Genomic DNA, 12,625 nt, shown 5'->3' with positions numbered 1-12,625 from the left:
CGCGGTCACGGACAGGCCACCTGATCGCCCGTGACGGCGCCGAATTCGCCCCGGCTCGTCTCCTTCCCCCGTACCCGTCGCACCTTCTCGAAGTCCGTGCCCGCCGTCACCTTCATCAGAGGGCCCTGCCCCCGCACCGCCCGCAGCTCGACCCCGGGCAACGCGCCCGCCAGGGACTTCGCGGACCGGTCCCAGCGGGGGTCGTACGTGATCAGCGTGTGCGCGAGATTGCGCGGCTCCCCGTTCAGCGGGGCGCGCGTGGTGTCGAAACCGGTGGCGTGCAGCCCCTCGTCGACCGTCTTGCCGAGGCCGTCCTTCGGGGTCCCGTTGTAGACCTGGACCCGGATCTGCTGCGGGGCGACATCGACCTGCACGGCCTTCGGTCCGCCGGGCCGCTCCGGGGAGAGCGGCCGGTCGTCGCGCAGCGCCTGGAAGAGCTTCTTCGACTTCGCCTCGTCCCACTTGACCGTGGAGCCGATGCCCTTGACCGGGTACGCGACGTTCCCCAGCGGCACGGAGGTGAACTCGGACGAGGCGGGGGAGAAGCCGCGCATCGCCTGGCTGAGCTCCAGCATCTGCTCCGTACCGAACCCCTTGTCGGCCCGGACCGAGTTCAGCATCGTCGAGGCGACGTCCCGGAACTTCACCGGGTTCAGCAGCACACCACTGCTGGTCGCCTGCTTGATCAGTGAGGCGAGGAACTTCTGCTGGCGCTGCATCCGGCCCAGGTCGGCGGCCCCGTCGATGTGCCGGGAGCGTACGTACTGGAGCGCCTGCCCGCCGTTCAGCTCATGGCTGCCCGCGGCGAGGTCGAGACCGGTGTACGGGTCCTTCAGCGGCCGGGTCGTGCAGATCTGCACCCCGCCCAAGGTGTCCACCGTCTTCATGAAGCTGGTGAAGTCGACCTCCAGGTAGTGGTCGATCTTGACGCCCGTCAGTTGTTCGATGGTCCGCACGGTCAGACCGGGCCCGCCCTCGGAGTAGGCGGCGTTCAGCTTCAGCGCGTGGGCGGCGTGCGTCTTGCCGGTGTTGCGGTCCTTGTGCTCGGGGACCTCGGCGTAGCTGTCGCGGGGCAGCGAGACGATGCTCGCGCGCTCCTTGTCCGCCGACAGATGCACCAGCATGACGGTGTCGGTGCAGTTGCACGGCGCACCGCCCAGCCGGTACTTCTCCTTCTCCTCCGGGGTGATCCGGTCGCGGCCGTCGGTGCCCACCAGCAGCAGATTCATGCCGTGGCCGGCCCGGGGCCGGTTCTTCATGTCCTTGAACGGGTCGATCCGGTCGATCCCGGTCTCCAGGCCGGTCACCACCGCGTGGCCGATCCCACCGGCCCCGAGCACCAGCACGGAGACGCCGGTCACCAGTCGCATGCCCCAGCGGGGCCGCTCGTCCTGCCTTCTGGACCTGCGCTGCGGCGGAACTGCGCGGGAGCGCGGCGAACGGGGGGAGGGGTGCGGCCTGGGCACGGGGGGAACCTCCGCGGTGCAAGGGGGATCGTTCGCACAGTAGGTCCATATGATCTGCACTCCGGGACGCGACCCGGCGCCGCGCGCCCGTGTCCCTCATTCGCGGTAACGTGGCGGCCGAATATCGACGCCTGGTGGGGTCTGAACCCCTGGCGCCCCGAGGACCACCCGAGGACCACCATGTCTGCCGCGCAGCACCCCGCCGTCTCCGTGATCATGCCGGTGCTCAATGAGGAACGCCATCTCAGGAACTCCGTCCGGCACATCCTGGAGCAGGAGTACGCAGGTGAGATGGAGGTGGTGATCGCGCTGGGCCCCTCCACGGACCGTACGGACGAGATCGCCGCGGAGCTGGTGCGCGAGGACCCCCGGGTGCACACCGTTCCGAACCCGACCGGCCGCACCCCCGCCGCCCTCAACGCCGCGATCAAGGCCTCCTGCCACCCCATAGTCGTGCGGGTCGACGGCCACGGCATGCTCTCGCCGAACTACATCGCGACGGCCGTCCGCCTCCTGGAGGAGACGGGCGCGCAGAACGTCGGCGGCATCATGCACGCCGAGGGCGAGAACGCCTGGGAGGACGCCGTGGCCGCGGCCATGACGTCGAAGATCGGCGTCGGCAACGCGGCCTTCCACACCGGCGGCCAGGCGGGCCCGGCGGAGACCGTGTATCTCGGTGTCTTCCGCCGCGAGGCACTGGAGAAGGCGGACGGCTACAACGTGGAGTTCATCCGCGCTCAGGACTGGGAGCTGAACTTCCGCATCCGCGAGGCGGGCGGTCTGATCTGGTTCTCGCCCGAGCTGAAGGTGCAGTACCGGCCGCGGCCCTCGGTCAGGGCGCTCGCCAAGCAGTACAAGGACTACGGCCGCTGGCGGCACGTCGTCGCCCGCTACCACTCCGGCTCGATCAACCTGCGCTACCTGGCGCCGCCGACCGCCGTCTGCGCGATCGCGGCGGGCATCGTGGCCGGTGCGGCCGTCACCCCGTGGGCGTTCGTCGTCCCCGCCGGATACGTCGCGGCGATCGTCGCCGGGTCCCTTCCGGCGGGCAAGGGCCTGTCGCTGAAGGCGCGGGCCCGGATCCCGGTGGCCCTCGCGACGATGCACATGTCATGGGGGTACGGCTTCCTGACCAGCCCGCGCTCGCTGGCGAAGAAGGTCATCGCCAGTCGGCGCCCGGCCGTCTCCGTATAGCCGCCGACACGGTGTGGGGGCCCTCCGGAATTCCGGAGGGCCCCCACACCGTGTCGGCGTGCCCGGCTACCAGCCGAAACCCGGCTGGATGTCCATGCACGCCGTTTCGTCGTCGCCGTTCAGGGCGAGGGCGCTCTCCGGAGTCTTCTCCGCGGCGCTCGGCGCGGAATAGTCCCCGTCCTCGCGCCAGTCGGCCCCCACGGTCAGCGTGATGCCGGAGACCGCGGTCGATTTCTTCACCGCCGTCAGCGGAATACCGAGAGCCGTGGCCACGGCCTGGGCATTGCCCTCCATGTCCACGCTGGGGAAGAGCACCCCGGTCCGTGCCGCCGCGTTGGTGTTCTGCTTGTCGACCGCGGCCTGGGTGAAGCCCTTCCCGGCGAGCAGTCCCTCGACCGCCGAGGCGCGGCCCTTGACCGGGTACTCGGTGTCGGTACGGGTTCCGTTGCGGACGCTGACCGGGATCTCGGCGATGGGCGCCGTGGGCTTCTTGGCGACCGGGGCCTTGCGCTTGGACGCCTTGCCGTCGAGCGGGACGTCGTCGCGGACCATCTGGAACAGCTGATCGGCGTCGACGGGCTTGGGGAGCACCCGGCCCTTGTTCACGCCCGTTCCGTAGACGTTCGGCATCGTCGTCATCGTGATGCGCTTGGTAGGCACCTTCTTGAGCTCGCCCGCGAGGTCGTACAGCTTCTTGACACTGCCGAGGCCCTTGTCGCCCTTGTCGACCGTCAGCGCGTCGGTCGCCGCCTCGGCGAGGCCCATCAGCTTGCCCGGGTCGGTGAGCTTGGTGCCCTTGCGCAGCTCACGGACCATCGAGTTCATGTACATGTGCTGGGCGTGCGTACGGCTGAGGTCGGTTCCGTCCTTGAAGCCGTAGCGGGTCCGCAGCCACTGAAGGGCCTGCTTGCCCTTGACCTTGGTGGTGCCCTCCTCCAGCTTCAGCCCGGAGCCCTTGCCGTCGCGCGTGTGGGAGTAGACGTTGCCCTTGACGCAGACCGGGACGCCGCCGATCGCGTCGGCCATCGAGACCACACCGGCGAAGTCGATCATCATGAAGTGGTCGATGGTGATGCCGGTGAGCTCGTACCAGGTGGCCACGGTGCATCCGGGACCGCCGCGGCGGAGCGTCTCGTTGGTCATCGCCAGGCCCGTGGTCGCGGGGTAGACGTGCTTCGTCTTCGGGTCGGTGCACTTCGGGATCTTCAGCAGTGTGTCGCGCGGCATGCTGATCACCGACATGTTGCTGCGGTCGGCGGAGAGATGGACCAGCATCTGTACGTCGGCCAGGGGCGGCGCCCCGAAGGTGTCCTTGGCCCCGCCGAGCTTCTGGTTCTCCTTGGAGTCCCGCGCGTCCGAGCCGATGAGCAGGATGTTCAGCGGGGTCTGACCGGCGGCGTTGGCCTTGTGGTCGGCCATCTTCTTGTCGCCGAGCGTCAGGTCCTCCTTCTTGAGGTTCCCGTTGAGGTGCTCGTAGTAGAGGTATCCGGCGGCGGCGCCGCCGATTATGACGAGCGAGAGGACCGAGGCGGCCCAGCGCAGTACGCGGCGCTTGCCCTTCTTGCCGTGCCGCTTCGCCCCGCCCTTGTGACGGCCGCCGCCCGCCGGCGCGGGCCGGCGGCCGTCCGCGCCGGAGTCCTGGCCCGGCTCCGGGGCGTCTTCGTAGAGCCCGTCGTCCCAGCCGGGTTGACCGGCGTGCCGGACGCTTGGTCGCGTCCCCTCCCCGGGTGTACTGCTCCGTCCCACCAGGACCCCCCTGCTGCTAAGACTCGTGGTTTGGCGCAGTGACCGGGTGTCACTTGGCGCACTCTGCCTTGTCGGCGTTTGCCTGCTGAATGCCGTCCGGCACCTTCGCCGGTCCCGTGATGGGGATGCCCGCCCCCTTGAAGTCGGCGCCCAGGGTCAGCACCATCGCCTGGAGCCCCTCGGCGTCCGTGGTGCCCTGCTTCAGGGCCGAGCCGGGCAGGCCCATCATGGCGGCCAGTGCACGGGCCTGGTCCGCCTGGTTCGGTGCGTACTCCAGTGTCGTCTTGTCGATCTTCGCCGGGGCGTTGGCCTTGTTCGTGGACTTGAGCACGCCTTGGTTGTTCTGCAGCCAGGCGACGGTCGTCTGCGCGGCACCAGGGACCTTGCCGCCGTTGTACACATCGACCCGTACGTCGGCCGCGGCGGCCTTGGTGCCCTTGAGGAGCGCGTCCTGCTTGCTCTTCGCGGCCTTCTTCTGTGCCTTCACCTCGGTGAGCGAGGTGTCCTCGCGCATCATGGCGAACAGCGGGTCGGCCCTGGCCGTGTCCAGCACGACGGTGGCCTTGATCTTCTCGGCCGGGTTGTCCAGCACCGGCACCGTCGTGAAGGTGATGTTCTTGGTGTTGACCTTGCCGAGTTCCTGGGCCAGCGAGGCCAGCTTCTTCGGCGACCCGATGCCGGTGTCCACGGTGAGCGCCCTGGTCGCCGCGTCCGCCAGCTTGAACAGCTTGGTCGGGCTGGTCAGGGTGTCGTCCGACTGCATCTGCCGGATCATCGAGGCGATGAACTGCTGCTGGACCTTGATCCGGTCCAGGTCGCTCTCGTTGCCGAAGCTGTGCCGGGTCCGTACGAACGCCAGGGCGTCCTCGCCCTGGATCCTGTGCTCACCCGCCGGCAGGTCCAGGTGCGAGTCCTTGTCCTTGACCGGCTTGGCCAGACAGATCTTGACGCCGCCGACCGCGGTGGACAGCTCCTTCACCGCGTTGAAGTCGACCATCATGAAGTGGTCGGGCCGCAGGCCGGTGATCTCCTCGACCGTACGCATGGTGCAGCCGGGGTCGCGGCCGTCCTGGCCGAGGCTGACGTTGAAGCGGATGTTCTGCGTCCCCGGAATGACCTTCTCCGAGCCGTCCGGCTGCTTGGTGGTGCAGTCCGGGATGTCGGTGATCATGTCGCGGGGGATGCTGAGTGCCGTCGCGTTGGTGCGGTCCTTGGAGACGTGGAAGAGGATGTTGGTGTCGGCGTGGCCCACGCTGCCCTTGTCGCCGTACCCCTCGTTGCCCTTACCGGTGCGCTTGTCGGTCCCGATGATCAATATGTTGACCGGGGCGTTGGCGGTGATGACGTCCTTGTTGCCGGCGCTGCCGACGTCGACCGTGTTCAGGTTGCCGTTGAAGTGCTGGTAGAGCGCGTATCCGCCCACCGACAGGCCGACGAGTACGAAGGCCATCACGCCGCCCGTCCACAGCAGCGCCTTCTTGCGGCGCGCCTTGGGGGCCTTGCGGCTGCGGCGGCCCGCAGTGCCGCGGCCGGAATCCTCCTGACCGCGCGGGCCATTGGCCGAACGGCGCCCGCGCTGCCCCGGCACGTCGCGGCGCGGACCGGACTCCTGCCCGTCACGCCGGGACTGCCCCCGGCGCTCACCACTGCCGTCACGGGAGGTGTTTCTGCGCCCGCCATTACCTTCATCGTCCGGCTCTCTGCGACGTGGGATGCGTGGGCCCGACGCCTGGGAAGCACCGGCCGAATCCCCTCCGGAATTATTCAGTCGCAGTTCGTAATCACCGGTGTCCGGATTGAGAACCCACTGGTCTGCGGGGTCGATATCGTCCGACCGCCTACGGCTTTGCGCATCCACGGTTGCTTGAGTCCTCCGTCGGTGCCACGCGAGGCGCCTCCCCCGATCAGGCGCTCGATCTTTCGCTCCAGAAGTGCGCGGCCTGTCGGCCGACAGCGCCGGATCGCGTCACACTATCGGCCCAGTTCGGCGTCGAGCGACGAGCGTGACAAATTCCACGGTCTTTACAACTGGTCATTCTGCTCATTACACGCCGATCACCGGCTTCGGCTTGGGAATTGCTTTACTGCTTACACAGGTCCGCCGCCGCGTTGTTGCCCGAATAGGTCGGTGTGGGACTCGGGCCCGCGGCGCCCGGTGTATCCGGGGCATTGTCTTTCCCGTTGTTCTTCCCGTTGTCATCCGCACCGCCCTTGTCGTTCTTGGGCCGGTCCGCGGGAACGACGGCGACCGGGGCGTCCTCGCGCAGCTGCTTGAAGAGCCGGTCCGCGTCGGGCTGGACGAGCTCGTCCCGGTTCGGGTCAGCGGCGTACGGCCGCCGGGGCACGGTCAGGAACTGCACCTTGTCGGTCGGTACCTCGCGCAGACCGCGCACCAGCTCGTACATGTCCTTGAGGGTGTCCAGACCCGGGTCCGTGGTCAGCGCCTTGGTGGCCGCGTCCAGCACCGGGTAGAGACGGGTCGGGTTGAGCAGCACGCCGTTGCTCTGCACCTTGTTGACCAGCGCGCCCAGGAACTGCTGCTGGCGGTCCATCCGTTCGGTGTCGCTGCCGTTGCCGATGGACTTGCGGGCCCGTACGTACCCCAGTGCCTGCTCGCCGTCGAGCTTCTGGCGCCCGGCGGGGAGCTTCAGATGGGCGTCGGGGTCGTCGACCGGCTTCTTGAGGCAGACCTCGACACCGTCCACGGCGTCGACCATGTCCTTGAAGCCGTTGAAGTCGACGACCATCTGGTGGTCGATCCGGACGCCGGTCAGCTTCTCGACCGTACGGACCGTGCAGGCGGTACCACCGAACTCGAAGGCCCAGTTGAACTGGGCGAATTGTTTCTTCGTGGCCTTGCCGTCCGCTGTGTGGCAGACCGGGATCTGCACCATCAGATCGCGCGGCAGGGACATCGCGGTGACGCTCTTCCGGTCCGCGGCGAGGTGCAGCAGGATCGTGGTGTCGGAGCGCTGGCTGCCGCCGTCGTCACGCCCGTACTCGCGGTTGTCGCCGGCCCGGCTGTCGGAGCCGATGAGCAGGATGTTCTCCGCGTCGCGCACCACGGTGGCGGGCCGCTCCCGCTCGTACGCCTTGAGTTCGGCCGCCGCGGACGTGTCCGTCCTGATGTTGCCGTCGAGCTTCCGGTACAGCCACCAGCCGCCGCCCGCCGCGACCAGGACGACCAGCGAGACGCCGAGCGCGGTCCAGCGAAGCCAGTGGTGCCTGTGTCCGGCGAGGGGCTCCGGGCCGGCGTCGGAGCCGGCCCCGGCCTGCGACGCGCGCCGGTCCGCGGCCGAGTCGTCGGAGCTGTCCGGCGGTCCGGCGCTTTCGCTCACGTCTGCGTCCATCCTTCACGTTCGGCGGCGCGCTGGGCCGCCGGTCGCAGGAGTAGACGGCTGAACCTCACGCTTGGTTGTGTCCCGAGTGGTCTGTACCGCCGATGATGTACCGGAGTTGACGCGCAGCCCCGAGGACTCGGCCCGCTGTGGGCCGGACGGGCGATCATCAGGGCGCTTGTCACACCGTGCTGTTGGTGACCCGTTCACTCTCGATGCGCTTGGCGAGACCGCCCTCGTCCAGCTGTCCCAGGTGCCGGCACAGGACCACGGAAGCCCCGGCGGCCAGCGGCGCGAACAGCCCCGCGCTCAGGCCTTCCCAGGTGTCGTACGTACGTCCCGTCAGCAGCCGCGACCCGGTGGTCAGGCCGAGGGCGGCCGCATCCTCGCGGGCCCGCGCCACCAGTTGCGCCGCGGTCAGCTCGGCGCCGCCCACCGCGAGCGCGGGAGCGTCCGGGTCGACCGGGGCGAACGGGGCGAACCGGTCGCCCTGGCTCGGCACCTCGACCGCGTAGTCCCCGAAACCCTCGGGCGTCTGCGGGAACCTGCCGCCGAGCGGGCGCAGCGCCAGCGCGACCCGCTCGCCGCGGCAGGCGCGCGCGGCCTCCAGCGTGTCCGGACCGCTGACGACGAGGTCGGCGCCGGCCGGGTCGCCCTGCACATCGGCGATCACGCCGACCGAGGAGCAGGCGAGCAGCCACACCGCGGACTGCCAGTGCGCGGGCAGCAGAAGGGCGAGCCGGTCACCGGGTTCCGCGGCGAGGTCGCCCTGGAGGAGGTTGGCGGTCTTGGCCACCCAATTGGCGAAGGTGGCCACCGACAGTTCGACGCGTTCTCCGGTGGCGTCGTCGTAGAAAGTGACCAAGGGGCGGGCCGGGTCCGTGGCGAGCGCGGAACGCAGCAGGTCGGCGGGGGTGCGGTCGGTGGCGTTCATCCGCGCAAGGGTACGCGGCGGCGCCGGACCGGGTGGGGCGGACGGGCGCGGGGTACACCGGTTGGACAAACGGGCCGTCAATTGCGCGGAGATACCCGGGTAGCCGGAGTTGTCAGTATATGAACAGGATCGTTCGTATGCGTGCCTTCATTGCATCCTCGATCGGTGTCACCTGTGCGGCGGTTCTCGTACTTCCGTCGGCCGTGCCCGCGGGCGCCGACACCTCCACCGCCCCCGCCGAGTCCGTCGAGCCCTCCGACGTGCCGGGCTCGACGCAGTCCCTGCCGATGTCGTCCCTGCCGGATGCGCCCGGCCGGGGCACCGACGAACCCACCCGGACCACCGAGGCCGCCGAGCAAGGGCTGCCCGAACGCGAGGTCCGCCCGTTCTCCCTGGCCGGCGTCGTCTGGAACGACATCGACACCGAGCTCCACGGCACCGTCCAGGTCCGTACCCGTGCCCTCGGCACCACCCGCTGGTCGGACTGGCAGGACCTGGAGACGCACAACGCCGAGCACGCCGCCGACCCCGGGACCGCCGAGCGCGAGTCCGGCACCGTCCGCGGCTCCACCGCCCCGCTCTGGGTCGGTGAATCGGACGGTGTCGCCGTCCGCGTGCGCCCGGAGGCCTCCGACCCGCAGGACCGCACTTCCCCCGCGGTACCGCTGCCCGCCGGCCTGCGCCTCGAACTCGTTGACCCCGGAAAGGACCCGCAGCAGCTACCGGCAGCGGGCGCCGAGGCAGACACCGGGAACGCCGGCGACAGCGGAGACACCGCAGACGCCTGGGGCACCGCCGACATCCCCGACGACGGGCGCACCGCGCCGCACGAACCGAGCGTGCTCCCCGCCCTGAGCAAGCAGGAGACCGAGACCCTCAGCGAGGCGGAGGCCGGACTCGCGCCCGGCGCCCAGCCGTACATCGGGCCCCGCCCGCGCATCATCACCCGCAAGGGCTGGGGCGCCGACGAGAAGCTCCGGGAGCGTGCCTTCGTGTACACCAAGAGCGTCAAGGCCGCGTTCATCCACCACAGCGCCACGGGCAACAGCTACACGTGCTCCCAGGCGCCCGCGGTCCTGCGCGGCATCTACCGCTACCACGTCAAGAGCAGCGGCTGGCGCGACATCGGCTACAACTTCGCCATCGACAAGTGCGGAAACATCTACGAAGGGCGGGCAGGAGGCGTGACGAAACCCGTTCTCGGAGCACACACGCTCGGATTCAACACCAACAGCATGGGCATCGCCGTGCTCGGCACCTTCACGAGCTCCAACCCGCCCGCCGCAGCGGTGAACGCCGTCGCGAAGCTCACCGCCTGGAAGCTCGGCCTGTTCGGAGCCGACCCGCGGGGCAAGGTCACGCTCGTCTCCGGCGGCGGGAACAAGTTCAAGAAGGGGACGAAGGCCGAACTCAACGTCATCTCCGGCCACCGGGACGGTTTCGCAACCGAATGCCCCGGAACGCGTCTTTACAAGAAGCTCGGCTCGGCCCGGACCACCTCGGCCCAGCTGCAGGGCCGCTGACCGGGGACGACCGAACCGGTCTGCATACACTGGCCAGCCGAAACCGGACCAGGCCCCATCAGGAAGCAGAGTCAGCGCTGTGACAGAGGCAAGAGAAGCGATCCTCCTGGTCGGCGGCAAGGGAACCAGGTTGCGCCCGCTCACGGTGCACACCCCGAAGCCCATGGTTCCGGCAGCGGGCGTCCCGTTCCTCACACACCAGCTGGCACGGGCCCGGGCCGCCGGGGTCGAGCACATCGTGCTCGCGACGTCGTATCTGGCGGAGGTCTTCGAACCGTACTTCGGGGACGGTTCGTCGCTCGGTCTCCACATCGAGTACGTCACCGAACGCGAACCGCTCGGTACCGGCGGCGCGATACGCAACGTTGCGTCCCGGCTCGCCTCGGGCCCCGACGAACCGGTGCTCGTCTTCAACGGCGACATCCTCACCGGCCTCGACATCCGGGCGCTGGCCGCCTCGCACACCGCTTCCGGAGCGGATGTCTCCCTCCATCTCACCCGGGTCGAGGACCCGCGCGCCTTCGGTCTCGTGCCGACGGACGGCACCGGCAGGGTCACCGCGTTCCTGGAGAAGCCCGAGACGCCCGAGGAGATCGTCACCGACCAGATCAACGCGGGGGCGTACATCTTCCGCCGGTCGGTCATCGACACCATTCCGGCCGGCCGCCCGGTCTCCGTCGAGCGCGAGACCTTCCCCGGACTGCTTGCCTCCGGCGCACACCTCCAGGGCATGGTCGACTCCACGTACTGGCTGGACCTCGGTACCCCGCAGGCCTTCGTGCGCGGCTCCGCCGACCTGGTCCTGGGCCACGCCCCGTCCCCGGCCGTCCCCGGCCGGTGCGGCGACCGGCTCGTCCTGCCGACGGCCTCGGTGGCCGCCGACGCCAAACTCACCGGCGGTACGGTCATCGGCGAGGGCGCCCGGATCGGCGAGGGCGCCCGGATCGACGGATCCGCGGTACTGGCCGGCGCGGTCGTCGAACCGGGCGCCGTGATCACGGACTCGCTGGTCGGAGCCGGTGCCAGGATCGGCAGGCGTACGGTGATCGAGGGAGCGGTCATCGGGGACGGGGCGCGAGTCGGCGCCGACAACGAACTGCGCGCCGGCGTCCGTGTCTGGTGCGGGGCGATCCTGCCGGACGCGTCGGTGCGCTTCTCGTCCGACGAGTAGGACGAACAACCGGTCACCCGGGCACCCGCCACTGCGCTTACCACCTCGCCCACGATGGGCAGTGGGAGAAGGAGCGGTGTCTGGGGCCTTCGAATCCAAGGCGGGGGAGGGAGTCGACGCGGAGCGTCGGCGACCGACGACAACGCCGGAGGCGGAGGCCCCGGACACCGCGACGCCGCTGACAATCGTGGGCGAGGTCGTTACCCTCGACAGGCACCCCCGACGACCGAGGACCTCATCGTGGCAGGACGATTCGCACCCCGCAGCGCCCCTCGCGCGGGCGTCCCGCACCAGGCGGCGGCTCCGGCGACGGACGCGCTGACCCGCGACTGGACCCCGCCCGGCCCGCTCGACCTGCGCCTGGTCCTCGGCCCGCTGCGCCGCGGCCCCGCCGACCCCACCTACCGGATGACCCGGGACGGCACGGTCTGGCGGGCCGGCCGCACGCCCGCGGGCCCCGGCACCCTCCGGCTCACGGCCCGGGGCGGCCGGATCGAGGCGGCGGCCTGGGGGCCGGGCGCGCCCTGGCTGCTGGACCAGCTGCCGACACTGCTCGGCGCGACGGACGACCCGGACGCCTTCCGCCCGCGCCACCGGCTGATCGCGCTGACCCGGCACAGCCGCCCCGGCCTGCGCCTGCTGCGCACCGGCCTGGTCATGGAGTCCCTGATCCCGTCGATCCTCGAACAGAAGGTCACCACGGACGAGGCATACCGCGCCTGGCGCCACCTGGTCCGCACCCACGGCACCCCGGCACCCGGGCCCGCCGACGATGCCGCGTTCACCGCCCTCGGCCTGCACGTCATGCCGGACCCCCGCACCTGGTCACTGATCCCGTCCTGGGAATGGCACCGCGCGGGCGTCGACGCCAAGCGCTCCGCCACGATCCTGCGCGCGGTACGGGTGGCCCGCGGACTGGAGGAGGCGGCCGCCATGGAACTCCCCGAGGCCATGGCCCGGCTGGAACTGATTCCCGGCATCGGCCCCTGGACCTCGGCCGAGACGCTTCAGCGCTCGAACGGCGCGGCGGACGCGGTCACGGTCGGCGATCTCCATCTCCCCGGCATCGTCGGCCACGCCCTGGCGGGCAACAGAGGCGCCGACGACGAGGAAATGCTGGCTCTCCTCACCCCCTACGAGGGCCAACGCCACCGGGCGACCCGACTCATCCTGCTCTCGGGCAGCACCCCACCCCGCCGAGCCCCACGCATGACCAGAGGCGACATCGCCCGCCTGTAGCGGGGGGAGGCACC

General features: G+C 70.1%; 9 protein-coding genes. 4 read left to right on the top strand and 5 right to left on the bottom strand.

The window, feature by feature from the left end; genetic code table 11:
- Nucleotides 1–5: 5 nt before the first annotated feature.
- Nucleotides 6–1,370, bottom strand: a complete 1,365-nt coding sequence (locus OG306_RS14315) for an LCP family protein (protein ID WP_266746562.1) — start codon at nucleotides 1,368–1,370, stop codon at nucleotides 6–8.
- A gap of 276 nt (nucleotides 1,371–1,646) precedes the next feature.
- Here OG306_RS14315 and OG306_RS14310 point away from each other — a divergent pair, with 276 nt between their 5' ends.
- Nucleotides 1,647–2,660 (top strand): glycosyltransferase family 2 protein, encoded by a 1,014-nt coding sequence (locus OG306_RS14310; protein ID WP_266746561.1) that lies wholly within the window; start codon nucleotides 1,647–1,649, stop codon nucleotides 2,658–2,660.
- Nucleotides 2,661–2,726: 66 nt separating this feature from the next.
- On the opposite strand, the gene OG306_RS14305 is transcribed toward OG306_RS14310, so the two are convergent.
- The 4 genes from OG306_RS14305 to OG306_RS14290 form a co-directional block, all read right to left on the bottom strand.
- A complete protein-coding gene (locus OG306_RS14305; RefSeq protein ID WP_266746560.1) occupies nucleotides 2,727–4,406 on the bottom strand; it encodes an LCP family protein in 1,680 nt (559 codons plus the stop codon).
- Nucleotides 4,407–4,455: 49 nt separating this feature from the next.
- A complete protein-coding gene (locus tag OG306_RS14300) occupies nucleotides 4,456–6,264 on the bottom strand; it encodes an LCP family protein (protein ID WP_266746559.1) in 1,809 nt (602 codons plus the stop codon).
- A 223-nt stretch (nucleotides 6,265–6,487) separates the two neighbouring features.
- Nucleotides 6,488–7,744, bottom strand: coding sequence for an LCP family protein (locus OG306_RS14295; RefSeq protein ID WP_371665352.1), 1,257 nt, complete (start codon nucleotides 7,742–7,744; stop codon nucleotides 6,488–6,490).
- Between the two features lie 181 nt (nucleotides 7,745–7,925).
- Nucleotides 7,926–8,678: a TIGR03089 family protein gene (locus OG306_RS14290; protein ID WP_266746557.1), complete on the bottom strand. Its 753-nt coding sequence runs from the start codon at nucleotides 8,676–8,678 to the stop codon at nucleotides 7,926–7,928.
- Nucleotides 8,679–8,815: 137 nt separating this feature from the next.
- On the opposite strand from OG306_RS14290, the gene OG306_RS14285 reads away from it, so the two are divergent.
- The 3 genes from OG306_RS14285 (at nucleotide 8,816) to OG306_RS14275 (ending at nucleotide 12,611) form a co-directional block, all read left to right on the top strand.
- Complete coding sequence (locus tag OG306_RS14285; protein ID WP_266746556.1) at nucleotides 8,816–10,201, top strand: peptidoglycan recognition protein family protein; 1,386 nt, start codon at nucleotides 8,816–8,818, stop codon at nucleotides 10,199–10,201.
- 79 nt (nucleotides 10,202–10,280) lie between these two features.
- Nucleotides 10,281–11,372 (top strand): nucleotidyltransferase family protein, encoded by a 1,092-nt coding sequence (locus OG306_RS14280; RefSeq protein ID WP_266746555.1) that lies wholly within the window; start codon nucleotides 10,281–10,283, stop codon nucleotides 11,370–11,372.
- A gap of 240 nt (nucleotides 11,373–11,612) precedes the next feature.
- Complete coding sequence (locus tag OG306_RS14275) at nucleotides 11,613–12,611, top strand: DNA-3-methyladenine glycosylase family protein (protein WP_327259176.1); 999 nt, start codon at nucleotides 11,613–11,615, stop codon at nucleotides 12,609–12,611.
- Nucleotides 12,612–12,625 lie beyond the last annotated feature (14 nt).

It is taken from the genome of Streptomyces sp. NBC_01241 (assembly GCF_041435435.1).
In the GTDB taxonomy this organism is placed as follows: domain Bacteria; phylum Actinomycetota; class Actinomycetes; order Streptomycetales; family Streptomycetaceae; genus Streptomyces.
This window is presented reverse-complemented; position numbering and strand designations above follow the sequence as displayed.

Bases quoted from the DNA above. Each gene is read 5' to 3' on its own strand.
- OG306_RS14315 (WP_266746562.1), bottom strand. From the start codon at position 1,370: ATGCGACTGGTGACCGGCGTCTCCGTGCTGGTGCTCGGGGCCGGTGGG.
- OG306_RS14285 (WP_266746556.1), top strand. From the start codon at position 8,816: ATGCGTGCCTTCATTGCATCCTCGATCGGTGTCACCTGTGCGGCGGTT.
- OG306_RS14310 (WP_266746561.1), top strand. From the start codon at position 1,647: ATGTCTGCCGCGCAGCACCCCGCCGTCTCCGTGATCATGCCGGTGCTC.
- OG306_RS14290 (WP_266746557.1), bottom strand. From the start codon at position 8,678: ATGAACGCCACCGACCGCACCCCCGCCGACCTGCTGCGTTCCGCGCTC.